Annotated in this window: 24 protein-coding genes; 12 read left to right on the top strand and 12 right to left on the bottom strand. The window is 72.2% G+C overall.

Annotated elements, in window-relative coordinates:
- The first annotated feature begins 104 nt into the window (after positions 1 to 104).
- Complete coding sequence (locus ACIBQ8_RS00550) at positions 105 to 413, top strand: DUF4190 domain-containing protein (RefSeq protein ID WP_352351593.1); 309 nt, start codon at positions 105 to 107, stop codon at positions 411 to 413.
- On the opposite strand, the gene ACIBQ8_RS00545 is transcribed toward ACIBQ8_RS00550, so the two are convergent.
- Positions 342 to 1046 carry a TetR/AcrR family transcriptional regulator gene (locus tag ACIBQ8_RS00545; protein WP_397190578.1) on the bottom strand — a complete coding sequence of 235 codons (705 nt, stop codon included), beginning with the start codon at positions 1044 to 1046 and terminating at the stop codon, positions 342 to 344. The two genes, ACIBQ8_RS00550 and ACIBQ8_RS00545, sit on opposite strands and share 72 nt — an antisense overlap.
- 66 nt (positions 1047 to 1112) lie before the next feature.
- On the opposite strand from ACIBQ8_RS00545, the gene ACIBQ8_RS00540 reads away from it, so the two are divergent.
- Together ACIBQ8_RS00540 and ACIBQ8_RS00535 are read left to right on the top strand one after the other, a co-directional pair.
- Positions 1113 to 1850: an ABC transporter ATP-binding protein gene (locus ACIBQ8_RS00540; protein WP_397167832.1), complete on the top strand. Its 738-nt coding sequence runs from the start codon at positions 1113 to 1115 to the stop codon at positions 1848 to 1850.
- Complete coding sequence (locus ACIBQ8_RS00535; RefSeq protein ID WP_397167831.1) at positions 1850 to 2575, top strand: ABC transporter permease; 726 nt, start codon at positions 1850 to 1852, stop codon at positions 2573 to 2575. Before ACIBQ8_RS00540 ends, ACIBQ8_RS00535 begins: the two co-directional genes overlap by 1 nt.
- Before the next feature lie 46 nt (positions 2576 to 2621).
- Here ACIBQ8_RS00535 and ACIBQ8_RS00530 read toward each other — a convergent pair whose 3' ends face one another.
- Complete coding sequence (locus ACIBQ8_RS00530) at positions 2622 to 3980, bottom strand: S8 family serine peptidase (RefSeq protein ID WP_397167829.1); 1359 nt, start codon at positions 3978 to 3980, stop codon at positions 2622 to 2624.
- A 185-nt stretch (positions 3981 to 4165) separates the two neighbouring features.
- Here ACIBQ8_RS00530 and ACIBQ8_RS00525 point away from each other — a divergent pair, with 185 nt between their 5' ends.
- Both ACIBQ8_RS00525 and ACIBQ8_RS00520 read left to right on the top strand, forming a co-directional pair.
- Positions 4166 to 6202, top strand: a complete 2037-nt coding sequence (locus tag ACIBQ8_RS00525; RefSeq protein ID WP_397167828.1) for a spermidine synthase — start codon at positions 4166 to 4168, stop codon at positions 6200 to 6202.
- Between the two features lie 204 nt (positions 6203 to 6406).
- Positions 6407 to 7744, top strand: coding sequence for a hypothetical protein (locus ACIBQ8_RS00520; RefSeq protein WP_397190577.1), 1338 nt, complete (start codon positions 6407 to 6409; stop codon positions 7742 to 7744).
- A gap of 65 nt (positions 7745 to 7809) precedes the next feature.
- On the opposite strand, the gene ACIBQ8_RS00515 is transcribed toward ACIBQ8_RS00520, so the two are convergent.
- Together ACIBQ8_RS00515 and ACIBQ8_RS00510 are read right to left on the bottom strand one after the other, a co-directional pair.
- Complete coding sequence (locus ACIBQ8_RS00515; protein ID WP_397190576.1) at positions 7810 to 9372, bottom strand: LCP family protein; 1563 nt, start codon at positions 9370 to 9372, stop codon at positions 7810 to 7812.
- 134 nt (positions 9373 to 9506) lie between these two features.
- Positions 9507 to 10598 (bottom strand): neutral zinc metallopeptidase, encoded by a 1092-nt coding sequence (locus ACIBQ8_RS00510; protein ID WP_397167823.1) that lies wholly within the window; start codon positions 10596 to 10598, stop codon positions 9507 to 9509.
- 643 nt (positions 10599 to 11241) lie between these two features.
- Between ACIBQ8_RS00510 and ACIBQ8_RS00505 the strand changes: the two genes are divergently transcribed.
- A complete protein-coding gene (locus ACIBQ8_RS00505) occupies positions 11242 to 12111 on the top strand; it encodes a LysR family transcriptional regulator (RefSeq protein WP_352328087.1) in 870 nt (289 codons plus the stop codon).
- Positions 12112 to 12242: 131 nt separating this feature from the next.
- Here the strand turns inward: ACIBQ8_RS00505 and ACIBQ8_RS00500 are convergent, their stop codons facing one another.
- Positions 12243 to 13589, bottom strand: a complete 1347-nt coding sequence (locus tag ACIBQ8_RS00500) for a sensor histidine kinase (RefSeq protein WP_397167822.1) — start codon at positions 13587 to 13589, stop codon at positions 12243 to 12245.
- Complete coding sequence (locus tag ACIBQ8_RS00495; RefSeq protein WP_397167820.1) at positions 13582 to 14256, bottom strand: response regulator transcription factor; 675 nt, start codon at positions 14254 to 14256, stop codon at positions 13582 to 13584. The genes ACIBQ8_RS00500 and ACIBQ8_RS00495 overlap by 8 nt, the downstream gene beginning before the upstream one ends.
- Positions 14257 to 14383: 127 nt before the next feature.
- Between ACIBQ8_RS00495 and ACIBQ8_RS00490 the strand changes: the two genes are divergently transcribed.
- The 3 genes from ACIBQ8_RS00490 to ACIBQ8_RS00480 all read left to right on the top strand — a co-directional run bounded on the left by ACIBQ8_RS00490 (position 14384) and on the right by ACIBQ8_RS00480 (position 17557).
- Positions 14384 to 15544: an outer membrane lipoprotein carrier protein LolA gene (locus ACIBQ8_RS00490; protein WP_397190575.1), complete on the top strand. Its 1161-nt coding sequence runs from the start codon at positions 14384 to 14386 to the stop codon at positions 15542 to 15544.
- Entirely contained in the window at positions 15541 to 16518 is a 978-nt protein-coding gene (locus ACIBQ8_RS00485; RefSeq protein ID WP_397167817.1) for an ATP-binding cassette domain-containing protein, read from the top strand. Before ACIBQ8_RS00490 ends, ACIBQ8_RS00485 begins: the two co-directional genes overlap by 4 nt.
- 100 nt (positions 16519 to 16618) lie before the next feature.
- The gene (locus tag ACIBQ8_RS00480; RefSeq protein WP_397167816.1) at positions 16619 to 17557 is read left to right on the top strand and encodes an ABC transporter permease; all 939 of its coding nucleotides are present in this window, start codon (positions 16619 to 16621) and stop codon (positions 17555 to 17557) included.
- A 59-nt stretch (positions 17558 to 17616) separates the two neighbouring features.
- Here the strand turns inward: ACIBQ8_RS00480 and ACIBQ8_RS00475 are convergent, their stop codons facing one another.
- Both ACIBQ8_RS00475 and ACIBQ8_RS00470 read right to left on the bottom strand, forming a co-directional pair.
- Positions 17617 to 18351, bottom strand: a complete 735-nt coding sequence (locus tag ACIBQ8_RS00475) for a YcnI family protein (protein WP_397190574.1) — start codon at positions 18349 to 18351, stop codon at positions 17617 to 17619.
- Between the two features lie 50 nt (positions 18352 to 18401).
- Positions 18402 to 18938, bottom strand: a complete 537-nt coding sequence (locus ACIBQ8_RS00470; protein WP_397190573.1) for an MFS transporter — start codon at positions 18936 to 18938, stop codon at positions 18402 to 18404.
- Between the two features lie 141 nt (positions 18939 to 19079).
- On the opposite strand from ACIBQ8_RS00470, the gene ACIBQ8_RS00465 reads away from it, so the two are divergent.
- On the top strand, positions 19080 to 19565 hold the full coding sequence (locus ACIBQ8_RS00465) for a hypothetical protein (protein WP_397190572.1): 486 nt from the start codon (positions 19080 to 19082) through the stop codon (positions 19563 to 19565).
- On the opposite strand, the gene ACIBQ8_RS00460 is transcribed toward ACIBQ8_RS00465, so the two are convergent.
- From ACIBQ8_RS00460 to ACIBQ8_RS00445, 4 genes are all read right to left on the bottom strand, one after another.
- Positions 19559 to 20302 carry an ATP-binding cassette domain-containing protein gene (locus ACIBQ8_RS00460; RefSeq protein WP_397167809.1) on the bottom strand — a complete coding sequence of 248 codons (744 nt, stop codon included), beginning with the start codon at positions 20300 to 20302 and terminating at the stop codon, positions 19559 to 19561. The genes ACIBQ8_RS00465 and ACIBQ8_RS00460 overlap by 7 nt on opposite strands.
- Before the next feature lie 2 nt (positions 20303 to 20304).
- Entirely contained in the window at positions 20305 to 21093 is a 789-nt protein-coding gene (locus ACIBQ8_RS00455) for an ABC transporter permease (RefSeq protein ID WP_397190571.1), read from the bottom strand.
- The gene (locus tag ACIBQ8_RS00450; protein WP_397190570.1) at positions 21086 to 21871 is read right to left on the bottom strand and encodes an ABC transporter permease; all 786 of its coding nucleotides are present in this window, start codon (positions 21869 to 21871) and stop codon (positions 21086 to 21088) included. The genes ACIBQ8_RS00455 and ACIBQ8_RS00450 overlap by 8 nt, the downstream gene beginning before the upstream one ends.
- Positions 21872 to 21955: 84 nt before the next feature.
- Positions 21956 to 22366, bottom strand: a complete 411-nt coding sequence (locus ACIBQ8_RS00445) for a hypothetical protein (RefSeq protein WP_397190569.1) — start codon at positions 22364 to 22366, stop codon at positions 21956 to 21958.
- A 118-nt stretch (positions 22367 to 22484) separates the two neighbouring features.
- Between ACIBQ8_RS00445 and ACIBQ8_RS00440 the strand changes: the two genes are divergently transcribed.
- Positions 22485 to 23459: an alpha/beta hydrolase gene (locus tag ACIBQ8_RS00440; RefSeq protein ID WP_397167802.1), complete on the top strand. Its 975-nt coding sequence runs from the start codon at positions 22485 to 22487 to the stop codon at positions 23457 to 23459.
- A 148-nt stretch (positions 23460 to 23607) separates the two neighbouring features.
- Complete coding sequence (locus ACIBQ8_RS00435) at positions 23608 to 24444, top strand: siderophore-interacting protein (protein WP_397167801.1); 837 nt, start codon at positions 23608 to 23610, stop codon at positions 24442 to 24444.
- Positions 24445 to 24654 lie beyond the last annotated feature (210 nt).

The following is a 24654-nucleotide window of genomic DNA, read 5'->3' as shown; positions in this document are numbered from 1 at the left end:
AAAGATCGGTCATGTGCCGTTCCATGATGCAGCAACATGATCAAGGAGGTGCCTGTGGTATAAATCGCACCTGACAGTCACAGGGGCAAGGGGGCGCAAGGGGCATGTCGTATCCGAACTACGGTCCGTCCTATTACGGGCCGCCGCCCCAGAGCCACCCCAACGGCACCACGATCCTCGTGCTCGGCATCCTCAGCCTGGTGGTGTGCGGCATCCTCGGCCCGTTCGCCTGGTCGATGGGCAACAAGGCGCTCAAGGAGATCGACGGCAGCGGCTACGCCTACGACAACCGCGGCGCGGTGCAGGCCGGCCGCATCTGCGGCATGATCGCCACGATCCTGCTAATCCTCGGGGCCGTGTTCATGGTCCTCGGGCTCGGGGCCGGCATCCTGTCGGCCGTCTTCTCCAACTGAGGGCCGCACGCAGTAGTCTCCGATGCCCGACTCCAGCAGGTCGAAGGCCGCCGTGGCCTGGGCCCGCAGGTCGGGCGCTATCGTCTCCCAGCTCTCGCCGGCCAGCGTCCGGGTCGCCGCGTGCGTGGCGAGGATCCTGGTCGTGCCGAGGATCTGCGTGGCCACCACCTGCGGGGTCAGGTCGTCGGCGTCGGCGTCGAGCTCGTCGGCCAGGGCGCGGGCCAGCGCCTGCTCCCGCGCGACGTGCAGCTCGCGCAGCTTGGCCACCAGCGACGGGCTGCCGTCGACGATGCGGGTGAACACGTCGGCGCCCTCGTTGAGGCCGTAGCGCCAGTGGCGTGAGTCGAGGGCCTCCAGGAAGTCGCGCCGGAAGGCCCGCGCCACGCTCTCGCCGGGCCGCCGCCCGCGCACCACCTGCTGCGGCAGGTCGGTCACCAGCTCCTGCCGGTCGGCGAACAGGTCTTCCTTGGTCGGGAAGTAGTTGAACACCGTGTTGACGGACACGTCCGCGGCGCGGGCGATCTCGGCCACCGTCACGGGGTCGAACCCGCGCGTCATGAACAGGCCCATCGCCACATCCGCGATGCGCTGCCTGGTCTCCCGCTTCTTGCGCTCCCGCAGCCCCTCTTCCATGCCGCCATGATACCCAACTTGCAGCGACTCCAAAATTGTGGCTACTCTAATTTTGGAGGCGATCACATGTTGAGAACCACAGGTCTGACCAAGACCTTCGAGAGCGGCGTGGAGGCCGTCAAAGGCGTCGACATCTCGGTGGAGGCGGGCGAGATCGTCGGCTTCCTCGGGCCCAACGGCGCCGGCAAGACCACGACCATGCGCATGCTGACGACCCTGCTCCGGCCCACCTCGGGCACCGCCACCGTGGCGGGCCACGATCTGCTGGGCGATCCGCGCGAGGTGCGCCGCCGCATCGGCTACGTCTCGCAGGGCGGCGGCGTCAACGTCATGGCCCCGCTCGCCGAGCAGCTGGAGCTCCAGGGCATGCTGTACGGCATGCGCCAGGCCGAGGCCAGGTCCCGGTACCGCGAGGTGCTGGCCCGGCTCGGCCTGGCCGGACTGGAGGAGCGCGTGGGCGGCGCGCTGTCGGGCGGCCAGCGGCGCCGCTTCGACATCGCCTTCGCCCTGCTGCACGACCCCCGTCTGCTCTTCCTGGACGAGCCGACCACCGGCCTGGACCCCCAGAGCCGCGCCAACCTGTGGGAGCACGTCCGCTCCCTGCGCGAGGAGCACGGCGTGACGATCTTCCTGACCACCCACTACCTGGACGAGGCCGACGCGCTCTGCGACCGGCTGCTGATCATCGACGACGGCCGGATCGCCGCCGCGGGCACCCCGGCCGAGCTCAAGGCGGGCCGCACGCTCGACGAGGCGTTCCTCGACATCACCGGCCGGTCGCTGCGCGAGGAGGCGGGGGTCTGATGCTGCGCGACACCTGGGTGCTGTTCCGCCACTGCCTGCGCGCCACCCTGCGCCAGAAGCTCGGCATCGTCTTCGGCGCCGTCCAGCCGCTGCTGTTCCTGGTGCTGTTCGGGCCGATCTTCGCCACGTTCGGCACCTGGGAGGTGCTGGTGCCGGGGCTGATCGTGCAGCTCGGCCTGATGAGCATGGGGCTGGCCGGGTTCGGGGTGGTCTTCGACAAGCGCTTCGGCGTGCTGGAGCGGCTGCGCGTCACCCCGGCCAGCCGCCTGGCCCTGCTGCTCGGGCGGGTGCTCGACAACGTCGTGACGATGGCCGTCCAGACGACGATGGTGCTGGCCGTCGGGTTCGCCTTCGGGATGCGGGTGCCGCTCGCCGGGCTCGCGGCCGGGTTCCTGCTGGTCGTGGTGCTGGGGGCGAGCCTGGCCGCCCTGTCGTACGCCGTCGCGCTGACCATCAGCGAGCAGCTCTTCGCGCCGGTGATGTCGACGGCGGTCATCCCGCTGGTGCTGCTGTCGGGCGCGTTCCTGCCGATGTCGATGGCGCCCGGCTGGCTGGACGCGCTGTCGCACCTCAGCCCCTTCAGGTACGTCCTGGAGGCGCTGCGCGATTTGTTCGCCGGCCACTACGCCACGGGCACGGTCGGGCTGGGCGTGGCCGTCACGGCCGGGCTCGCCGTGGTCGGCCTGACCGTCGGGGCCCGCGTGTTCAACCGGGAGAACGCGTGAGCGGGCCGCTCCGGGACGGCCCGCCCGCCCGTACTCGGGGCCGTCCTCAGGCCGCGGCCTTGGCCCGCCGGTGCAGCGCGGCCAGGATGCCCGCCGGATCGACCGTCCCGTAGCCGTAGTCGTAGTCGAAGCCCACCTCGCTGCGGTCCTCGGCGGTGCGCCGCAGCAGCGCCCGCAGCTGCGCCGGCGACAGCTTGGCGGCCGGCCACCGGGTGCGCACCGCGGCCACCAGCCCGGCGGCCACCGGCGTCGCCGCCGAGGTGCCCGTGTCCGGCTCGCCGTCGCCGAACGCCCGCGACCCCGAGAAGTGCGTGTACGCGCACACGTCGGGCTTGCGCGCGGTCAGCCGCCCCGGCCCCTGCGAGGAGTAGCCCACCCGCTCGCCGTTGACGTCGACCCCGCCGATCGACAGCGCCTTGGGATGGGAGTTGGCGCCCCCGATGGGCCGGTTGGGGAAGGCGCACCGGCCGTCGGGACACTGCCTGCCGCAGTTGCCCGCCGCGAACAGCACGTCCGCGCCCGCCCGGTCGAGACTGGCCACGACCAGGTTGAACGGGTGGGCGGCGTTGTCGGAGTAGTTGCCCGGATGCCCGACGGGGAAGTCCCACTCGGGGGAGAACGACCCCCACGAGTTGCTCACCACCAGCGACCTGGACGCCGCGGGCTGGGCCTCCAGCACCGTGCGCAGGTGCGTGAAGGCGGCCACCGCGTCCGACAGCAGGCCGTCGAGCGCCGAGCCGCCCGGCCGGGCCGACCGCAGCAGCGGCACGTCGATCAGGGACGCCTGCGGCGCGGCGATGAGCGCGTCGAAGGCGCACATCGTGCCGTGGTCGACCTCGAACTGGCCGGGCCGCCCGTTGACGCCGGAGGGGCTCCAGCTCCGCTCGGCGTCCAGCGTGACGCCGCGGCCGAGGTGGCGGGCCACGTGCGCGGCGTTGATGCCGGTGTCCAGGACGGCCAGCGCCACCCCGGCGCCGTCGAGCCCCTCGGCGTGCAGCCCGGCCACGTTCAGCAGGCGCTCGACGTCGTGCCAGTCGCCCACCGGCGGATCGCCGCCGCAGGTCAGGCTGGACTCGATCACCGGGTCGGCGAACACGCCGACGACGTCGGGACGCAGCGTGGGCAGCAGCGTGACCCGCGAGGTCAGCTCGTCGTCGGAGATCGTGCCGCGGACGAGCACGGAGGCGTCCTCGGCGGCCAGGGAGAAGTCGAGGGGCTGGTGGAGGGAGAGGGGATCGCCGCCGGCCGCGGGGACCGGCCTCGGCACGGCGACCGGTGTGAAGCCCGTGTCGAGCTCGACGCCGGGCAGGCCGTCGGCGACGTCGGCCGTGGTGGCGGTCTGGCCGGGATCGGCGACGGCCGCGACCAGATCGGGGGAGGGACGGAGCTGGATCAGGACCCGCATGAGTCACCACCGAACGTAATGGGGGCAAACGAACGACCCAACATTCCTGCATCCGTCAAGGCGCGTCCAGCCCCTTACGCCGGTTGTGACCTGCGAAAACACCGCATAACTGGCGAAGCGGACCATAATTGTTTCCGGGGCGTCAGGCTTCCTTGTCCTCGGTCTGTTCACTACGGTGATGCATCATGACGCTCCAGGCGCAGACGCCGGTTTCCGACGGGGAAAGACAACACTGGCTGCCGGTGCGGCCGAGGCTCGTCCTCGCCAGTGCCTTCATGCTCTTCCTCGAACTGGCGCTCATCAGGTGGACCGGCTCGAACATCGTTCATCTGAGCTATTTCACCAATTTTGTCCTGCTCGGTTCTTTTCTTGGAATCGGGCTCGGATTTCTGCGCGTGGGGCGCTCGCGCCGCCAGCCGTATTACTCGCCGGTCGTCCTGCTCGTCCTGGTGGCCCTCGTGCTGGCCTTCCCGGTGACGGTCGACCGCAACACCGAGGGCGTCCTGTACTGGACGAGCCTGGGCACCGTCGGGCCGCCCGCCTGGCTGATCCTGCCGGTGATCTTCATCGCCGCGGCGGCGGTGCTCATGGGGCCCGCCGAGCTGGTCGGGCGCTGCTTCCCCGAGCTGCCGCGCCTGGAGGCCTACCGCTACGACCTGATCGGCAGCCTCAGCGGCATCGCCGCGTTCACGGCGCTGTCGTTCCTGTCGGCGCCGCCGGTGTTCTGGGGCGTGGTCGCGGCCCTGTGCTACGGCCTGCTCCTGGTGCCCCGGCCCCGCTCGCTCTACCTGGGCCTGGTGGTCCTGCCCTCGCTCCTGGTCGCCGGCCTGCTGCTGTCGGAGACGCTGACGGCCGGGGCGCTGTGGTCGCCGTACTACAAGGTGACCTACAAGGCGATGCAGATGCTCGGCGTGCCGGTCACCGACATCTCCGTCAACGGCATCCCGCACCAGCAGGCCGTGCCCGCCTACGCCCGCCTGCAGTGGGAACGCCAGTACGGGCTGCCCTACGAGCGCACCACCAGGCCGCCGCAGAACGTGCTGATCGTCGGCGCGGGCAGCGGCACCGACGTGGCCATCGCGCTGTCCAAGGGCGCGCAGCACGTCGACGCCGTCGAGATCGACCCCAAGCTGCGCGAGCTGGGCGGCAGCCTGCACCCCGACAAGCCCTACGCCGACCCGCGCGTCACCACCCACATCACCGACGGCCGCGCCTTCCTGGAGCGCAGCGGCGACCGCTACGACCTGATCCTGTTCGCCCTGCCCGACTCGCTCACCCTCGTGTCCGGGGCCAGCTCGCTGCGCCTGGAGAGCTACCTGTTCACCGAGGAGGCCATGCGGGCCGCCCGCGACCACCTGCGGCCGGGCGGCACGTTCTCGATGTACAACTACTACCGCGAGAGCTGGCTGGTCGACCGCCTGGCCTCGACCATGCAGACCGCCTTCGGCCACAAACCGTGCGTCGACGTGGTCAGCACCGCCGGCCAGCAGGCCGTCATCACCGCCGGCCTGACCGCCGCCGACCAGCGCTGCGCGAGCCAGTGGCCCGGCGCGGCCGCCGGCACCCCGGCCCCCGCCGACGACGACCGCCCCTTCCTCTACCTGAAGGACCGGACGATCCCGCCGATCTACATCATCACCCTCGGCCTGATCCTCATCGTCAGCCTGCTGGCCGTCCGCGTGGTGGCGGGCCCCTACGGGCGCATGAAGCCCTACGCCGACCTGTTCCTGCTCGGGGTGGCGTTCATGCTGCTGGAGACCAAGAGCGTGACGGGCTTCGCGCTGCTGTTCGGCACCACCTGGGTGGTCAACGCGATCGTCTTCGCCGGGGTGCTGGTCGCCGTGCTCGCCGCCGTCGAGGTGACCCGCCGCTTCCGCACCCCGCCGCTGCCCGTCATGTACGCCGTGCTGCTGGCCGGCCTGCTGCTGGCCTGGCTGGTGCCCAACGCGTGGCTGCTGTCGCTGCCGGTGCCGTTGCGCGCCGTGGCGGCCGTGACGGTGGCGTTCCTGCCGATCTTCGCGGCGAACGTGGTCTTCGCCAAACGTTTCTCCGACACCGCCGACGCGACCACGTCCTTCGGCGCCAACCTGCTCGGCGCGATGGTCGGCGGCTGCCTGGAATACCTGGCGCTGGTGATCGGCTACAAGGGCCTGCTCATCGTGGCCGCCCTGCTCTACCTGGGCGCCCTGGCGCTGATGCCGCGAAAGACCGCGCTCGTGTGACAAAGGGAAATGGCTCGCGGCGATCCTCTGTAATGCCTTGACCGATGGTCAGGATGAATTGTCGGCGGCGCGGGTTGATTTGTCGTCGCGGGCGAGGTGAGCTGGATACGTCATCGAATCCGGAAAAAGATCGAACGATATTCAGAAAGGCGGGCACGCGAATCGGGGGTCACATCCGGTAACCCACGAGAAAAGGTGACAGTCATGGCGACACCAGGGGCGGCCAGGATCGACGTCGAGCGCATTCAGGCACAGGAGTGCGAGCCCGCGCCCGCCGGACGCGCGCAACAGATCGCCGCAGCGCTCCCCGCGGGGGTGTTCTTCACGCACGAGCCCGGCGGCTCCGGCGAGCACCGCGAGCCCGACGCGCGCTGGGAGCTCGCCTCCGCCTGGCCCTACCAGGGCCGGCTCGCCACGGGGACGGCCGCCGTCCACCTCGCCGCCGGCCACGACGCGCTCGTCCGTCCCATGATCTTCGCCGACGGGTTCGGCCACGGGCCCAGCGACCTGGCCGGGCTGTGGGGACGGCTCGACGCGCCGTACCCGCCGCATGGCGACCGGCTGCTCAGCCGGCTGCTCGCCCAGGGCATCGACGTCGTGCTGCTCGGCTTCGCCGCCCGCCACACCCACATCCAGGCCAACGCCGGGGTCGCCGCGGCGTGCGTGGGCCGCGCGATCCGCGAGCGGCTCGGCACCACGCCGTTGATCGTCGGCGGCCTCGGCGCGGGCGGCCTGGTCACCCGCTACGCGCTGGCGGAGATGGAACGCCGCCGCGAGGACCACCAGACGATGACGTACCTGTCCTACGACTCGCCGCACAACGGCGCCTGGATCCCGCTGATCCTGCAGCAGCTCGCCTACTTCGCCGAGACCCTCGCGCCGGCCGCGCCCGGCCAGGCCGACCTGATCAGGAGCCCGGCCGCGCAGCAGCTCCTGTGGGGCTGGGTGCCGGACGGGCGCTACTGCGGGCCGGTCGCCACGGCCAGCCCGCTGCGCCTGGCCTTCATCGAGGACCTGCGCGCCGCCGGCTGGTTCCCGCTCAGGCCGCGCAAGCTCGGCGTCTCCAACGGCGCCGCCGACGGCACCGGCCGCAACGTCCCGCCCGACGCCCCGGCCTTCGAGTGGACGGCCCGGGACGGGCTGGCCGGCGCCACCGTGCGCACCCAGCCGGACCGGGGCGCCCGTCAGCGGGTGGGCGGCATGCGAGCCGTCCCGCTGTGGGCGAGCACCAGCCGCACCAGCGACGTCGCGGCCTTCGACGGGGCGCCCGGCGGCACGCTGCCCTCCTACGGCATGGTCGCCGACGCCTTCGGCGCGCCGATCGCCGGCCGGTTCCGGTCGGCCTGCTTCGTCCCCACCGTGAGCGCCGTCGCGCTCCAGTACGACCCCGTGGACTGGACCGTGGACCTCTACACCGACATCACCGCCCTGTCGCCGGAGCACAGCGAGCTGGACGACTACCAGTGCGACTCCGACAACTCCGAGCACGGCACGGTCACCGGCACGCTCGCCGACTGGATCCTCGGGCACCTGACGAAGTGACCTGAGGTCGCGAGCCTCGGCCGATCAGAGCTCCCGCCGGAGCCCGGCTCCGGCGGGGGCGACGGTCACAGGCCGCACAGCTCCGTCAGGGACTTCGCGCCGCCCCGCTGGCTGTTGCGGGTCGGGGTCTCGGTCGGCGTGCCCCCCTGGGCCTGCGTACGGGTCCGCGACGGCGTGGCCGTCGGGGAGCCCGGCGAGCCGGGGGACGCGGTCACGTTGGCGGTCTGGGCCTGGCGGCCGGAGCGGTCGGAGTCGGCGATCGCCTTCTTCGCCGCCGCGCGGATCTTGACCCAGTCGGGCCTGCCCGAGTAGAAGTCCGGCGGCACGAACTGCAGGCTGGTGATCTTGGCGTCCTTGACCTTGAGCGCCAGGTCGGCCAGCGGCGCGACGAGCGGACGCGGGATGTTCGTCTGGGCCAGCCGCTTGGCCGCTCCGGCAATCTTGGTGAAGTTCGTCAGGATCACGCCGGGCGTGGCCTGCTGGGCGAAGGCGCCGATCACGCAGCGCTGGCGTCCCATGCGGGAGAAGTCGTCGCTGTTGACGCGGGAGCGGCCGTACCACAGGGCCTGCTCGCCCGACAGCTTGCGGTAGCCCGCCTTGATCGTGCCCGCGGTGCCGAAGTGGCCGCCCCACTTGACGTCCTCCTCGACCCGGATCTTCAGGCCGCCGATGGCGTCCACCAGGGCGGCGAAGCCGTACATGTTGATCAGGGCGTAGTAGTCGATCCTGAGGTTCAGGGTGTAGCCGATGGCGTCCATGAGGGCCCGCGGGCCGCGGTTCTTGCCGCCCATGAGCTGCGGGTTGTCGTTGGCGTACTGCCAGACCTCGTTGAGCAGGCCGCCGTTGGGCAGCTCGGCCATGTAGCCGTTGGGGAAGTGCTTGTGCAGCGGCGAGGACGGCGGGAAGCGCACGTGCTGCAGGTTGCGCGGCAGGCTGAACAGCACGGTGTTGCCGGTCCTGGTGTCCACGCTGGCCACCGTCATGCTGTCGGTGCGCACGCCCACGCGGTTGCCCGCGGCGTCGCCGCCGACCAGCAGGAAGTTCACCCGGGTCTTGCCGTCCCAGGGGTCCTCGGGGTTCTTGATCTGGACGGGGTTCTCCGGGTCCGGGTGTGAGGGGAAGATCGCGTTGACGGCGTTCCGCCCGGCCAGCACGTAGTTGGCCGTCAGCGCGAACGGCGACATGACGGCCACGCACAGCACGCCCACGACGATCCCGGTCACCACCTGGCCCTGCTGGTTCAGCCTGTTGGGGCCCAGCGCCACGTACGAGACCGCGATCACGGCGAACCAGGCCAGCGCGCACGCGGACGCGATGACGATCACCGTCATCATGGCGCCGTCCTCGGCCAGGCCGGTCACGTCGCTCAGGTTGCGGGTCAGGCCGAAGGCCAGGGCCCCGAGCAGCACGGCCGCGTACGCGCCGATCATGATCAGCCCGGTACGACGGCGCCCGGCCCGCAGATGCGCGGCGCCGGGCACCAGGGCGGACAGAGCGGTCCAGCCGATGACGGAGGCGGTCGTCAGGGGTTTGGCGAAGCGCGGCGCGGGGGAGGAGCCCTTGCGCGGGCGTGGAGTCCGGCGTTTGGCGCCTCCGGGCACGGTGCCCACCCCGTCGCGCTTGCTCACACCGGCTCCTTCACACGCCTACCAGGCAAAAAATGACGTTCGCCCCATGTCGGGCACAAGATTGCCAGGATTCTAGCCCCCATACCTGGACATCAGAGACAACTCTTCAACATGAGATGAACGCCACGTGTCGCTCAGGAGGTCGTCGAGGACGGCGCCAGCCACGTGTTGCACTGGTACGTCTTGTCCCTCTCCCACCCCTGCCGGAACCAGCGGTTGTTGTTGGCGGGCGTGCCGTGGTCGCGCGGATAGCCGGGATAGTCGCCCACCTGCGCGTAGAACCAGAACAGCCGCGAGCGCAGCGACGACGGGACCGGGTAGGACGAGGCGACCGAGCGCATCCACATGCCGCCGAGACAGGTGGCCTGCAGCTCCAGCTTCCTGCTCAGCGCCAGCTTGCCGCTCTGGCTGGAGGAGTTCACCGTGCCCTGCCACCAGGAGTCCATCACGCCGGTGATGTTCTGGACGTGGTGGCCGTACTCGTGGGCCATCATGCTGATGATGCCGCCGTGCCAGGAGATGATCTGGCCGTAGCCGCGGGCGTTGCCGTTGCCCCTGGACATCGCCGAGGTGGAGGCGTAGATCGTGTTGTTGCGCGGGCAGTAGTACGGCACCATGCTCCCGGCCGACGGATAGTCGCCGCACGCGCCCCGTCCGCGCCCGGCCGCGACGGCGTAGCTCGGCGGGCTGAACGCGATCCCCTGCCGCTGCAGGATCGGCCCCCACGCCTTGTCCATGCACCGGCCGGTCTTCAGGATCAGCGCCTTGAGCTGGCTGTGGCTGAAGATGTTGGTGTTCCCGGCCCGGCAGTTCACCCGGGGCAGGCTGCCCGCCCGGTAGAGGGTGTTGTTCTTCAGGCTGGTGTTGAGCGTGACCTGCTTGGGCGGCGTCACCGTCTCCTGGGTCGGCCGCTCGGTGGGCCGCTGCGACGGCTGCTGCGTAGGCTCCTGGGTCGGCTCCTCCGTCTGTTCCTGGGTGGGCTCCTGCGACGAGGTGTCGTGCGTCGGCTCCTGGCTGGGGAAGGGCTCGTCGGTCCGCGACGGCTCGTACGACGGGAGCGCCACCGGCGTGGTCGTGTCCGTGTGCGAGGACGACTTCAGCATCGCCGCCCCGATGACGATCAGCACGAACAGCGCCGCCAGCGACCCGAACACGACCCCGAGGACGCCGGCGACCCCCATGCCGGACTTCTTCCTCGGCTGCTGCGGCCACTGCCTCGTGGGCATGGTCTGCATGGGCGGCGGCGGTGGTGGTGGCGGCTGGTACTGCCGGCCGTACTGCGGCGGCGGATACTGCGGGCCGCGCGGCGGCTGTCCCTGCGGCGGATAGCCCTGCGGGGGCTGCGGCGGGCCCTGAGGGGGGCCCTGCGGCGGGCCCTGCGGGGGCGGTGGCTGCGGCGGATATCCCTGCGGCTGGTGGTGCTGCGGCGGATAGGGCTGACGGCCGGGCGGCGGCCCCTGCGGCGGCCCCTGGGGAGGGCCCTGCGGCGGCCCCTGGGGAGGGCCCTGCGGAGGGCCCTGGGGCGGGGCCGGCGGCGTCTGCGGGTAGGGCTGACCGCCCTGCGGCTGGGACTGCCCGTAGCCCGGCGGCGGCCAGGGCCGCGAAGGGGGCCGAAGGGGCTGCCCGGGCCCTTGTGGCGGAGGTGGATATTGCCCGTTTGCTGTCACCGTGTCTCCCCGTTAACCCGCTTGTCTGCAATGCACGGCTTTGCGGCAGACCCCAAAGGATCTTTGCCAAATTTGGGGCAAAAGCATACTGATTTATCACCCGTCACGGATGTAGCGGTACTCGGTCACGCTCCGAAATCAATCGAGGTGATCTCCGCTATCTGCCGGTCCCGGAGCAGGGCGGTGTCCTAGCTTCGTTGGCATGAATCTCCAGCAGCTCCGCTATGTGGTCGCGACTGCGGAGCACCGCACCATGACCGACGCGGCCAGGTCGCTCTACATCGCGCAGCCTGCGCTGTCCCGCGCGATCCGCGATCTTGAGCGAGAGCTCGGCATGACGCTCTTCGCCCGCTCGGGCCGCGGCGTGGTGGTCACCGCCCAGGGCCGCCGCGTGGTCAAGCTGGCGAGGGAGGCGCTCGACGCCGTGCACGAGATCGAGGGCCTGGCCAACCACGCCGGCGTGACGGAGGCCGAACTGCGCATCGCCTCCACCCCGAGTCTCGAACCCGGACTCGCGGGGCGGCTGCTCCCTGCCTACGCGGCCGAGCACCCAGGGGTACGCGTGCACATCGTGCGCTGCGACGGCCGCGACGGCGTCGTCAGCGCCATCCGGGATCAGCGGGCCGACCTCGGGCTCACCGATCTGCCCGTGCCCACCGACCTCATCACCCACCCGCTCGAACGCCAGGAGATCGTGCTGATCTCCCCGCCCGGGCTCGATCTGCCCAACCCGGTCCCCATGGGCAAGCTGCACGGGATGCGCCTGGCGCTGCCCGCCCGCGGCAGCTCGCGGCGCAGGGAGCTCGACGCCATGTTCGGCAAGTACGCCGTCACCCCCGTGGTCGTCCTGGAGACCGACGAGCGCAACGGCTGGCTCAACGCGGTCCGCGCCGGCCAGGCCTCGCTGCTGTGGTACCGCGGCATGGCCGACCAGGCCGCCAGGGCGGGCCTGGTGGTGCGCTCACTCGAACCGGCCGTGCGGCGCGTCATCGCCGTGGTGCACGCACGCCGCCGCCTGCCCCTCATCGCCCAGGACTTCCTGTCCACGGCGGAGAAGGGCACAGCCGCCTGACCAGGAACGTTCCATGATCCCCCGCAGTCCCCGCCTGTGACCACCAGCCCGCCGGCGCCCCGAGCGCGTCGCGCGGGCGAGCGTCCCCGCCGCCTTCCCGCCGATCGCCCCCGCGGATGGCTCGGGCCCGCCTAGCGGGACACCGGAAGGCGGACCACGGCACGCAGGCCCGGCGCGGCGTCCTGCAGGACCACCGTCCCGCCGTGGGCGCGCACGGTCTCCCGGACGATCGCCAGCCCCAGACCGGCCCCGCCCTCGTCCCTGCTGCGCCCGGAGTCCAGCCGGGTGAACCGGTTGAACACCCGCTCCCGGTCCTGCTCGGGGATGCCGGGCCCGTCGTCGGTCACCGTCAGCACGCCGTCGGCGGTCAGCGCCACCTCGACCTTGGAGGAGGTGTGCCGGACGGCGTTGTCCATCAGGTTCGTCAGCACCCGGCTCAGGTCGAGGGCGTCCCCGCGCACCACCACGGGGTCGCACGCGGTCAGCCGGGCCTCGCCGTACCGCTCGGCGACCTGGCGCACCACCTCGTCCAGGTTGACCGGCTCGTCGCGGGCCGGAACCCCGCCGCGCTCGTCCAGGCGGGCCAGCGCGAGCAGGTCCTCGGCCAGCCTGGACAGCCGCAGGGCGTCCTCCAGCACGCCCTCGGCGGTCTCCCGCCAGTCCTGGCCCTCCGGATGGCCGAGCGCAACCTCAAGCTGGAGCCGGATGCTGGCCAGCGGGCTGCGCAGCTCGTGGGCGGCGTCGGAGACCAGCGCGCGCTGGCGCTGCTCGGCCTCCTCCAGCCGGGCCAGCATGCCGTTGAGCGTGGTGGCCAGGGCGTACACCTCGTCGCGCGACTGCGGCACCGGCAGCCGCCGGGACCGGGCCGTGTGCGTGATCTCGGCGGCGACCCGGCGCAGCGAGGAGATCGGGCGCAGCGTCCGGCCGATCATCAGCCAGCTCGCCACCGCCAGCAGCACGACCAGCGCGGGCGTGCCGACCAGCAGGACGCGCCCGGCCACGCCCAGGCTCGTCTGGATCTCGCCGATCGGCCTGGCCGCCAGCACCGTCTGCCCGTGGTCGGCGCTGAGCACCACCACCCGCAGCGGCCCCGGGATCGCGTACGGCCGCCCGTCGAGGAACGTCGCCCGCCCCTCGCGCAGCACCCTGGCCCTGGCCGCCGCGTCCAGCAGCGGCACCAGCCGGTCGGTGCCGTACGTGACGTGCGTGATCCGCCCGCTCCGGTCGAGCACCTGGACGATCGTGCCGTCGTGCGTGGTGATCGGGCTGGTCAGCGTCCCGGCGTCGGCCGCCACGCGCACGGTCTGGGCCTGCTGCCGGGTCGAGGTGTCGACCGTGTCGATCAGCGCGCGGTCGAGCACCGACAGCAGCACCGAGGCCGACAGCGCCAGCGCCAGCGCCAGCACGGCGGCCGCCGCGGCCGTCAGCCTGAACCGCAGCCCCTGACGTCGCCACCAGGCCATCGGGGTGTCAGCCACCGTCGCCCGCCAGCCGGTAGCCCGCGCCGCGCACGGTCTGCAGCGCGTTCCTGCCGAACGGGGCGTCGACCTTGCGCCGCAGGTAGCCGACGTAGACCTCGACCACGTTGGGGTCGGTGTCGAAGGTGTCCCACACGTGTTCCAGGATCTCCGCCTTCGACACCACCTCGTCACGGCGGCGCATCAGGAACTCCAGCAGCGCGAACTCCCGCGGCGTCAGCTCCACCGGACTCTCGCCCCGCTGCACCTTCCGGCGGGCCGGGTCGAGGGTCAGGTCGCCGGCCGCCAGCACCGACGGCCGCCGCCCCGAGTCGCGCCGCAGCAGGGCCCGGAGCCTGGCCACCAGCACCACGTACGAGAACGGCTTGGTCAGGTAGTCGTCGGCGCCCAGGTCGAGGCCGTCGGCCATGTCGTACTCGCCGTCCTTGGCCGACAGCATGAGGATCGGCACCCAGTTCTCCTCGGCGCGCAACTGCTTGCACACGTTGTAGCCCGACAGCCTCGGCAGCATGATGTCCAGCACCACGACGTCGTAGTCGCCCTGCCGGGCCGCGTGCAGGCCCTCCTCGCCGTCGTGGGCGAGGTCCACGGCGAACCCCTCGGCCTGCAGCCCGCGCTGGAGGGCCGCGGCCATCCGCCGCTCGTCCTCGACGACCAGTACTCTCATGTGCTGATTCTCCCGTCCTTCAGCTGAGACGCCGCTGAGAAGCCTGAGAGGCGTCTCAGACAGTCTCAGGCCGGCCACAGGATGCATGCCGCAGGCTCTGGTCATCGACATACCGTTAAGGAGTGAGATGCGCAGAGGCACGTTCGTGAGGTGGGGAGTCCCGATCGCCGCGGCGGCGCTGATCGGTGGCGCGATCGGAGCCGGCCCGGTGATCGCGGCGGTCAGCGGCGAGCCCGTCCTGCCCGAGCGTTCGGCCCAGCAGCTGCTGGCCGACGCCGTGGCGGCGACGAGCAAGGGGGGCGGCCTGCCGCCCATGTCCGGCACGGTGCAGCAGACGGCCTCGCTCGGCCTGCCGTCGATGCCCCAGACCGGCGGTGAGTCGCCGCTGAGCCTGCTGTCCGGCTCGCACGAGATCAAGGTCTGGTACGGCGGCGCCGACCGGTTCCGCGTGGCCATGCCGACCCAGCTGAACGAGACCAACCTGATCGTCAACGGCGACCAGGGCTGGTACTGGCAGAGCGCCACCAACACCGCGACCAGGTTGACCGTCAAGCCCGGCACGGGCCAGGAGCACAAGCTGCCCAGCCCGCCGCCGACCCAGCTGACGCCGGCGCAGGTGGCCGAGCAGGTGCTGGCCAAGGCCGACGAGCACACCGCGGTCCGCGTGATCAACACCGCCGAGGTGGCGGGCCGTCCGGTCTACCAGCTCGTCCTCGCCCCCAAGGACGAGGGCTCGCTGGTGCAGGAGGTGCGGCTCGCGCTCGACGGCGAGACCTACGTCCCGCTCCAGGTGCAGGTCTACGCCAAGGGCTCGGCCGAACCGGCCTTCCAGGTCGGCTTCACCCAGGTGACGTTCACGCCCCCGGCCCCGGAGAACTTCGTCTTCACCCCGCCCGCGGGCGCCAAGGTGGAGGAGAAGGACCTCAGCGAGCTGGGCGACGCCAAGCGCGCCGAGCAGCACGCCGAGCAGGCCGAGAAGGTCGCGGGCCAGCTCAAGGTCGTCGGCGACGGGTGGACGTCCGTGGCCGTCCTGCCGTTCAAGCCGGAGGACCTCACGGCGGCCGGCCGGCCGGCGGGCGACGGGGCCGCGCCCGGCGACGGCTCGCAGGCCGACGTGGGGGCGCTGGCCGACACCGTACTGAAGTCGGCCACGCCGGTGAGCGGCACGTGGGGCTCGGGCCGGCTGATCAGGACCAAGCTCGTCACCGTCCTGCTGACCGACGACGGCCGCCTGCTGGTCGGCGCGGTCACCCCGGAGGAGATCACCCAGGCGGCGGGCATCAGGTGACCACCGCCGTCACGCAGGAAGCGGGGGCGCCCTTCGGGGCGGCCCCGCCCTCCGGGGAGCACGCCATCGTCACGCGCGGCCTGACCAAGCGCTTCCGCGGCGGCCAGGTGGCCGTGGACGCGCTCGACCTGGCGGTGCCGCGCGGCTCGGTCTTCGGCTTCCTCGGGCCCAACGGCTCGGGCAAGACCACGACCATCCGCATGCTGCTGGGCCTGATCGCGCCCACCGAGGGGGAGCACTCCCTGCTCGGGCTGCCGCTGCCGCGGGCGCTGCCCCGGGTGGGGGCGGTGGTGGAGGGGCCGGCGTTCTACCCGTACCTGTCGGGCGAGGCCAACCTGATGCGCTTCGACGCCGCCGACCCCACCGCCGTGCGCCGCACCGCGCGGGCGCGCGTCGCCGCCGCGCTCGACCGGGTGGGCCTGTCGGCCGCGGCCGGCAAGCGCTACCGCAACTACTCGCTCGGCATGCGCCAGCGGCTGGCCATCGCGGCCGCGCTGCTCGGCCCGCGCGAGCTGCTCGTCCTGGACGAGCCGACCAACGGCCTCGACCCGCAGGGCACCCGCGAGGTGCGCGCGCTGGTCAAGGACATCGCCGCGGGCGGCACCACCGTCTTCGTCTCCTCGCACCTGCTGGCCGAGGTCGAGCAGATGTGCACGCACGCCGCCATCATGCGGACCGGCAAGCTGGCCGCCCAGGGCACGATCGCCTCGCTGAACGGCGGCCTGGCCACGCGCGTCCGGGTCGAGACGCCCGACGTGGCCGACGCCGCGCGGGTGCTCGGCGGCCTGGGGCTGGCCGACGTGCGGCGCGGCGAGGCCGAGGTGACGGCCGAGCTGGGCGGCGACGCCCCGGAGCGGATCAACGCCGCGCTGGTCGGCGAAGGGGTCGCCGTACGCGGGCTGGCCGTGCTGCGGCCGAGCCTGGAAGACGTTTTCGTCGGACTGACGGGGGAGGGCTTCGATGTCGACGGCTGACACCTCGGCGCCGGACGCTGAGACGCACGCACCGCGGGACACCCGGACGCCGGAGACGCGCGACCGCCGGCCCGGCGGGCGCACGCCTGGCCTGGTTCCGGTGACCGAGACGCTGCGCACCGTGGAGCGGCGCACCCCGGACCCGGCGGACGTCGCGGCGGTCGCGGCGGGCCCCGCGCAGGACGCGTGGACGGACGCCGCCGGCGGCCCGCGGCGGGCGCGATGGGCGTTCTGGCGGCTGCTCGGCTCGGAGCTGGGCCTGACCTTCCGCCGGCCGCGCAACCTGGTGATGCTGGCCGTGCTCGCCTCCGTGCCGGCCGTCCTCGGCCTGGCCCTGCGCGCGTTCGGCGGCGACGACCGCGACGGGATGGGCGGGTTCGTCCAGAGCGTGGCGGGCAACAGCCTCATGCTGACGTTCGTCGCGTTCTCGTTCCTCGTGCTGCTGCTGATGCCGGTCGCCGTCAGCGTGGTCGCGGGCGACTCGGTGGCCGGGGAGGCGGGCGGCGGCACCCTGCGCTACCTGCTGGCCGCGCCCGCGGGACGCACCCGCCTGCTGGCCGTCAAATACCTCAACGCGGTCGTCTTCGCCTACGCCGTCACGGCGGTGGTGGCACTGTCGGCGCTGGTCACCGGGCTGATCCTGTTCCCGGCCGGGCCGGTGACGCTGCTGTCGGGCACCACGATCTCCATGGGCGAGGGGCTGCTGCGCATCCTCGTCGCCGTCGGCTACGTCGGGGCCGGCATGGCGGCGCTGGCGGCCGTCGCGCTGGCGCTGTCGACGTTCACCGAGGTGTCCATCGGGGCGGTGGCCGCCACGCTCGTGCTGGTGGTCGTCTGCCAGGTGCTGCGGGCCTTCCCCGACCTGAGCGCGGTGACGCCGTACCTGCTGCCGACCAGGTTCACCGGTTTCGACGCGGTGCTGCGCAGCCCGATGGACCTGTCGGCGCTGCGCGACGGGCTGCTGGCCTTCGGCGCCTACATCGTGCTGTTCTGCTCGATCGCGTGGGCGCGCTTCTCCGGCAAGGACATCACGTCCTGACCGGGCGGCGCGTCCCCGGCCGGGCGAGGTGCCCGGCCGGGGACGCCGCGTCGCGCGGGTCAGGCCGCCCGGCGGCGCAGGCCCAGGGCGCCGACGACGACGCCGATGACGCCGACGACCAGCCCGGCGCCGCCCAGCAGGCGGGCCGTGCCGTCGGAGGAGGAGGCCGAGGCGGCCGCCACCGGCGCCACCGACGGGCCCGTGGCGGCGGCCGGAGCGGCCGAGGCCGACGCGCTCGCGGCGGAGTGGTGGTCGTCGTCGCCGGAGGCCGGGACGAGCTTCAGCGTGGGCGCCGGGTGCTCGGCCTCGGTGCCGTCGGACTTGGGCGCGTCGGCCCAGTCGACCACCTCGCCGCCGGAGTAGGTCTGCTTCGTCGGGAACGTCAGCGAGTCGACGTCCTTGGGCAACTGGCCCATGGACACCTCGAACTCCTGGAACTCACCCGGGTTGATCTTGCCGCCGGACCACACGACCGTGGTGACGGCCTCCTCCAGGTCGCCGTACTCCGTCTTGACCGGCTTGGGCAGCTTGCCCTCGGTGACCTTGACGTCCCAGCCCGGCACGGGCTTGACCGACACGAACGCCAGCGGATGGTCGGTGGGGAAGCTGACCTGGACCTTGGTCGTGGAGGCGTTGTCACGCTCGTTGGGCACCCGGAAGGCGACCTTGGTGAACCCGCCCTGCTCGGCGGTGCCCGGGTTGATGGAGACATGGGCCAGCGCGGGCAGCGCCAGGCCGGCGGTGAGGGCGGTGGCGGCGGCGAGCACGGTCGCCGCGCGACGGACGAAGGACATGGCGGAACTCCACTTCGGAAAAGGACAGGGGGTCTACGGGTGTCAGCAGGTCAGGCGGGAAGTGGAGGACCACGCCTGGCCACCCGGTGCCGGAACCCCGGCTGCGGGGGGACCGCCCTGGTGTGCACGACCGGAACGCCCGGCCGCACCGCGGGCACGACCGCGAGCAGCGGCGGCACGAGCCGCAACCCCAGCCGGCGCAGCAGCGACCACAGCACGATCTCGCCGCGCGACAGCCACCAGCCGGTCATCAGGGTCGCCGTGAGGTGCGCGAGCAGCATGCCCGCGTTGACGGCCAGGCCCTGGCCGTGGCCGTGCTCGAAGACGTAGGAGGACGGGCTGCCGCCGGCGAACAGCTCGTGCAGGCCGAACTGCGCCACGCCCAGCACGACGTTGATCAGCGGCGCCGAGCGCTCCCTGCCGGACAGCGCCAGCCCCAGGCCGGACACCGCCACCAGGCCCAGCGCCGCCGCCAACGGCCCCGGACGCCCGCCGCCGCCCGCCACGTGGGCGAGGGCAGCGAGGGTCACGCAGACGGCGGCGAAGGCGGCCGTCCGCGCGAGCCGGAGGGGAAGTCGCGCACGCATGTGTGCCACATGGTCTCACGAGGGTCGGTCGCATGAGACCCCTAACTTCCGGGCGGGCTGATGCCTGGTCCGGAAATGGCATTTGTCGCTAGGGTCGTGCCGAGCGCGTTGACATTCGCGTTGACATTTGAGGTGAGAACGTTGCGGCACTTAGCAGGTTTGCTCATCGGCGTCGTGGTCACGGCGGCCGTCCTCGGGGGTGGCGGATGGGCCGTGCAGCAGGCCCTCGCCAGTGCGGCGATCACCCCGCCGCCGCCCGACAACCAGAAGATGTGGATCGCCCTCGGCGCCATGGCCGCGGTCGGGCTGGTCGTCGGCCTCGTCGTGGCCGGCCGGATCTCGCCGCTGGCCACGTTCGTGCCCTCGATGGTGCTGCTGGCCTGGACGGTCGTCTACGCCCTCGACACCGGCAGGGCGCTGTCCCTGATCCCCGACGCGGCGTCGGTCCACCAGATCGTCAGGGACGCCGGCGCGGGCGACAGGACGCTGCTCACCACGGGCGTGCTGGCCCTGCTCGGCGTGGTCCTGTTCATCCCCGTGCTGATGCCCTCCCGCTGGTCGCGCCCGCACGACGACCTCGACGACGACGACGATTACGAGACCACGCGGGAGGGCGGCTACTACTGAGCGCCGGTGTAGAGCCTGGTCACCACGTCCTCGATGGTGGCCTGCTCCGGCGCCGTGGCCATGAGCTCGGCGAGCGTCCCGTCGAAGGCCAGCCGGCCGTGGTCGATCAGCATGATCCGGCGGCACAGGCGCTCGATGTCGCCGAGGTCGTGCGTGGTCAGCAGCACGGTCGTGCCGCGCTCGGCGTTCTGCCGCTTCAGGAAGCCGCGGATGCTCGCCTTGCTGACCACGTCGAGGCCGATGGTGGGCTCGTCCAGCACCAGCACGTCGGGGGCGTGCAGCAGCGCCGCGGCCAGGTCGCCGCGCATGCGCTGGCCCAGGCTGAGCTGGCGCACCGGGGTGCGCAGGAAGGGGCCGAGGTCGAGGGTCTCGGTCAGCTCGGCCAGCCGGACCCGGAACGTTCCGCGATCTACTTTGTAAAGGTGCCGGACCAGTTCGAAGCTGTCCTTGAGCGGCAGGTCCCACCAGAGGGTCGTCCGCTGGCCGAACACCACGCCGATGCGCCGGGCGAGCGCGGTGCGCCGGCGCGAGGGGTCGAGCCCGGCCACCCGCACCGAGCCGGTGGTGGGGGTGAGGATGCCGCACAACATCTTGATCGTGGTGGACTTGCCCGCGCCGTTGGGCCCGAGGTAGCCGACGAACTCGCCGGCCGGCACGCTGAACGACAGGTCGCGTACGGCGTGCACGACAGCGCGTCTGACCTTGAACGAGCGTCCCGCTTCGCGCAGTTCGATCATTGCTAACTCCCCGTCGATCGGTAGTGCCTGATGCCCTGCCGCCAGGCCGCCGCGGCGGCCAGGGCGAGGACCAGCGCGGCGGCCGGTCCGAGGAAGCGCATGAACCCGGGCGTGCCGAACGGGTCGTCCCGGCCCAGGACGTACAGGCCGGGCTGCCAGTTGACGAAGGCCAGGGGCAGCGCGTACGTGACGCCGCGGACCAGGTCGCGGGCGTAGATGCTGAGGGGGTACTGGCTGAGCTGGTGGGTGCCGTAGGTGAAGGTGTTGACCACCTCCGGGGCGTCGGTCAGCGCGAACTGCAGCGCGCCGGCGAGCGTCCACAGCGCGGTGAAGATGACGACGCCGGTGACGATCATGACGGGGATCATCCAGGCCCGCCGCCAGTCGAGGCCGAGCGCGGCGGCGGCGTAGGCGAGCACGGCCACGGCCTGGAGGACGCGGCCGACCCTGGTGGGCGCGAAGCGGTCGGCGGCGATCTGGACCCAGGCGGCGGCCGGGCGGATGAGGATCGTGTCGAGGGTGCCGGCCTTGATGTGCTGGCTGATGCGGTCGAGGTTGCTGACGAAGGTGTCGCAGATCGTGAAGGAGACGGCGCAGGCGCCGTACAGGAACAGCACCTCCTCGCGGGTGAAGCCGGCCAGGGTGGTGGTGTTGGCGAAGACGACGAGGATGGCCGCGACGTCGATCGCCCCCGTGACCAGGCCGAACACCACCATCAGAGCGAAGGAGAGGCGGTAGGCGGCCGCGGCGCGGGTCCAGGTCCAGGCCAGCAGGAAGTACGTCCTAACCACCCTGGATCACCACCTTGTGGCGGACGGCGCGGGTGGCCAGGAGGCCGAGGGCGAACAGCGTCGCCGCCCAGAACGCCTGGAGGGCGACCGTCTGCCCCACGGGGGCCTTGCCGAGGTAGAGGTCGGCGGGCGCCTGGACCATGGAGGCCCACGGCAGGGCTCTGACCACCTCGCCCAGCGGGCCGGGGAACAGGTGGAGGGGGAGCATCATGCCGCTGCAGAACGTCGTCATGACCAGGGAGACGACGGCCACGCCGCGGTCGTCGGCGAGCCAGCAGACCGACAGCGCGACGAGGTAGCGCCAGCCGAAGCTGATGAGCACGCCGGCGAGGCAGCCGGTCAGGGCCGCCGCCCATCCGGCCGCGGAGGCGGGAGCGGTGATGCCGAACAGGGCGGCGCCGAGCAGCAGCGGCGGGAGGCTGCGCACCAGCAGCAGGTACGCGGCGCGGCCCAGGTCCTCGGCCAGCGACCAGAGCTGGAGGGAGGCGGGGCGGACGAGGTCGAGCGCGATGTCGCCGCTGCGGATGCGCTCGGGGATGGCCAGGCCGCCGCCGAACAGCATCATCGGGCCGATGAGGGCCTGGGTGACGAAGCAGTAGGTGACGGCGTCGGTGACGTCGTAGCCGGCCAGGCCGGGCCGGGCCTGCCACAGGGCGATGAGGACGTGGGCGCGCAGGATGCCGAACACGCCGTTGGTGAACGCGCCGGCGAGCGCGGCCCAGACGTAGACGGCGTGTTTGCGGAAGCCGTACCGGACGAGGCGGGCGTAGAGGGGCATGGTGGCTCACCTCCCGAGAGTGAGGACACGGTCACGCGCCGTGCCTGGGGTCGGGCACGGGTCTGCCTTGGCGGAAGCCTGGAATTATCCGCCGGTGGGTCGGCGGTCCGCAACGCGATAAACGAAGCGCAGGCCCGACCGGGTCTCGTCGATCGCCGCGACCTTGTTGTCGACCAGCCCGGCGGCCAGTCCGAAGTCGCGGGCGAGGCGGTCCGACAGGTCGGTGGGGATGCCGGAGGCCGGTTTGATCCGGCAGATCCACAGGCCGCCGTTCCCGGCCGGCGCGGACTTGGCCGGCGGGAGCACGCGGTGCAGAGTGGCGGCGTCTGGGCAGAAGAGCAGGACGACGTCGTACGGGGAACGGGCGTCGGCGGGCTGGCCCTGCTCGCGGTGCACGGTGGCGGCGGGTTCGCCGAGGTCGAGGCCGGCGGGGGCGTCGAGGGCCAGGACCTGGTGTCCCGGCTTGATGCCGAGCTTGCGGGGGCGCGGAGTCACCGAATATCCCGCCATATCCCCAGAGTCGCACAAGGCCGGAATATTCGCGGAAGGGACGAGATCCTTACTGGCCGGTAGAGCCGTCACGTACCGGGAAGAAAAGGGGTGGAGGACCGTCATGCGCATCAACAAGGACGTGGCACCCGACTACCCCTTGAGCTGGCAGGCCAGGGCCCTGACCTCGGTCATGTGGGGCACCCTGAAGCCCGCCTCCACGGTGCTGATGCGTCATCCGCTGGCCCTGATCGGCGCGGCCCGCCTGGGCGAGCTGGCGCAGCTGATGCCGCTGCGCCTGCCCGAGCACGCCGTCGTCGCGCCCGCCGAGGGGCCGGACTGCGGCGGCGAGTGGGTCCGCGCCGGCCGGGTGGACGAGCGCAAGGCGGTGCTCTACTTCCACGGCGGCGGATACTTCTCCTGCTCGCCGCGTACCCACCGGCCCATCACCTGGCGGTTGTCGGCCGTGGCCCGGCGGCCGGTCCTCGCGCTGGACTACCGGCAGGGGCCGGTGCACCCGCTGGCCGACTCCCTGGCCGACGCGCTGGACGCCTACGAGTGCCTGATGCGCAACGGGCACGCCCCCGAGGACATCGTCATCGCCGGGGACTCGGCGGGCGGGCATCTGACCCTGGCCACCCTGCTGGCGCTGCGCGACCGCGGCCTGCCGACGCCCGCCGCCGCGATCTGCCTGTCGCCCTGGGCGGACCTGACCGACATCCCGCGCCGCGCCAACCGCTGGCACGACCCCATGTTGCCGGCGGGCCGGGTGCGATGGCTGGCCCGCCACTGGACCTGCGGGCTCGACCCGTGGGACCCGCTGGTCTCGCCGGTGCACGGCGACTTCACCGGCCTGCCGCCGCTGATGATCGTCACCGGCTCCACGGAGGTGCTGCGGGACGAGGCCCGCCGGGTGGCCGAGCGCGCCCGGGAGGCGGGGGTGCCGGTGCGGTACGAGGAGTGGCGGCGCATGCCGCACGCGTTCCCGATCCTGGCCGACGTCCTGCCGGAGGCGCGGCTGGCCTTCCGGCACATGTCGGCGTTCCTGGAGGCCGTCGCGGCCCGTGCGGCGCGCAGGGGGCATTCGACGGCGGCCTGACTGGGCCAGCCGTATGGGGGTAGCTTGAGCTGATATTTCACAGTTTGGGGTTGCGCGCGGAGGAAGGCGTCTCAGCGTTACGGTGGCCATGCCCGTCAATCCCGCTGTAAGGTTAGGTATACCTAACTAACACATGGGGGCTGAAGTGATGGCTGACAAGCCCACGGACCACCATCGGGGCGTCGTCCTGCGGACCGAGCGGCTCTCCCCGCACATGATCCGCGTCGTGGTCGGCGGCGACGGCCTGCGCGACTTCGCCTGCCGCGGCCTCACCGACCATTACGTGAAACTCGTCTTCCCGCACGAGGGCGTGGACTACCCCGAGCCCTTCAGCGTCAAGCACGTGCGCGAGACCATGCCGCGCGAGCTGTGGCCGCGCCTGCGCACCTACACCGTGCGCGCCTGGGACCCCGACGCCCTTGAGCTGACCCTCGACTTCGTCCACCACGGCCACAAGGGCCTGGCCGGGCCGTGGGCCGCCGCGGCCGAGCCCGGTGACGTCGTGCTGATGCTCGGCCCCGGCGGCGGCTACGCGCCCGACCCCGAGGCCGACTGGCACCTGCTGGTGGGCGACGAGAGCGCGCTGCCGGCCATCGCCGCCTCCCTGGAGGCGCTGCCCGACGGCGCCCTCGCCCACGTCCTGCTGGAGGTGGACGGCCCCGGGGACGAGCTGAAGCTCGGCACGGCCGCCGACGCGCGGATCACCTGGCTGTACCGGGGCGCGCGGCCGGTCGGCCAGGCGCTGGTGGAGGCGGTGCGCGCGCTGGAGTTCCCCGAGGGGGACGTGCACGCGTTCGTCCACGGCGAGGCCGGTTTCGTCAAGGAGCTCCGCCGTCACCTGCGGCTGGAGCGGGGCGTGCCGATGGAGCGGCTGTCCATCTCCGGCTACTGGCGCATCGGCGTGGACGACGAGGGCTGGCGGGCGGTCAAGAACGACTGGAACCGCGAGGTCGAGGCCGACGAGGCCCGCGCCCTGGCCTCCTGACCCGCTGAGAGTCCGTCAATCACCAAAAACCACTTCAGAGCGTTCCAACCCAGGACTTACTAACCTTCCGGGCACGAACGCCTTACCTTCGATACCCCTTGCGCAAGACATGCGGAAAGGGCCCCCGGATGCCGCCACAGTGTGCCTTGCCGTGTCCCCCACAGGAGAGGCGAGACCCGGATGGCGCGTGGTGCGAGCGACATGCCTCCT

The sequence above is a fragment of the Nonomuraea sp. NPDC049646 genome, assembly GCF_044465525.1.
GTDB lineage: Bacteria > Actinomycetota > Actinomycetes > Streptosporangiales > Streptosporangiaceae > Nonomuraea.
The sequence above is the reverse complement of the archived record's forward strand: the minus strand, read 5'-3'. Positions and strand labels throughout refer to the sequence as shown.

Bases quoted from the DNA above. Each gene is read 5' to 3' on its own strand.
- ACIBQ8_RS00550 (WP_352351593.1), top strand. From the start codon at position 105: ATGTCGTATCCGAACTACGGTCCGTCCTATTACGGGCCGCCGCCCCAG.
- ACIBQ8_RS00545 (WP_397190578.1), bottom strand. From the start codon at position 1,046: ATGGAAGAGGGGCTGCGGGAGCGCAAGAAGCGGGAGACCAGGCAGCGC.
- ACIBQ8_RS00540 (WP_397167832.1), top strand. From the start codon at position 1,113: ATGTTGAGAACCACAGGTCTGACCAAGACCTTCGAGAGCGGCGTGGAG.
- ACIBQ8_RS00535 (WP_397167831.1), top strand. From the start codon at position 1,850: ATGCTGCGCGACACCTGGGTGCTGTTCCGCCACTGCCTGCGCGCCACC.
- ACIBQ8_RS00530 (WP_397167829.1), bottom strand. From the start codon at position 3,980: ATGCGGGTCCTGATCCAGCTCCGTCCCTCCCCCGATCTGGTCGCGGCC.
- ACIBQ8_RS00525 (WP_397167828.1), top strand. From the start codon at position 4,166: ATGACGCTCCAGGCGCAGACGCCGGTTTCCGACGGGGAAAGACAACAC.
- ACIBQ8_RS00520 (WP_397190577.1), top strand. From the start codon at position 6,407: ATGGCGACACCAGGGGCGGCCAGGATCGACGTCGAGCGCATTCAGGCA.
- ACIBQ8_RS00510 (WP_397167823.1), bottom strand. From the start codon at position 10,598: ATGCCCACGAGGCAGTGGCCGCAGCAGCCGAGGAAGAAGTCCGGCATG.
- ACIBQ8_RS00505 (WP_352328087.1), top strand. From the start codon at position 11,242: ATGAATCTCCAGCAGCTCCGCTATGTGGTCGCGACTGCGGAGCACCGC.
- ACIBQ8_RS00495 (WP_397167820.1), bottom strand. From the start codon at position 14,256: ATGAGAGTACTGGTCGTCGAGGACGAGCGGCGGATGGCCGCGGCCCTC.
- ACIBQ8_RS00490 (WP_397190575.1), top strand. From the start codon at position 14,384: ATGCGCAGAGGCACGTTCGTGAGGTGGGGAGTCCCGATCGCCGCGGCG.
- ACIBQ8_RS00475 (WP_397190574.1), bottom strand. From the start codon at position 18,351: ATGTCCTTCGTCCGTCGCGCGGCGACCGTGCTCGCCGCCGCCACCGCC.
- ACIBQ8_RS00470 (WP_397190573.1), bottom strand. From the start codon at position 18,938: ATGCGTGCGCGACTTCCCCTCCGGCTCGCGCGGACGGCCGCCTTCGCC.
- ACIBQ8_RS00460 (WP_397167809.1), bottom strand. From the start codon at position 20,302: ATGATCGAACTGCGCGAAGCGGGACGCTCGTTCAAGGTCAGACGCGCT.
- ACIBQ8_RS00450 (WP_397190570.1), bottom strand. From the start codon at position 21,871: ATGCCCCTCTACGCCCGCCTCGTCCGGTACGGCTTCCGCAAACACGCC.
- ACIBQ8_RS00440 (WP_397167802.1), top strand. From the start codon at position 22,485: ATGCGCATCAACAAGGACGTGGCACCCGACTACCCCTTGAGCTGGCAG.
- ACIBQ8_RS00435 (WP_397167801.1), top strand. From the start codon at position 23,608: ATGGCTGACAAGCCCACGGACCACCATCGGGGCGTCGTCCTGCGGACC.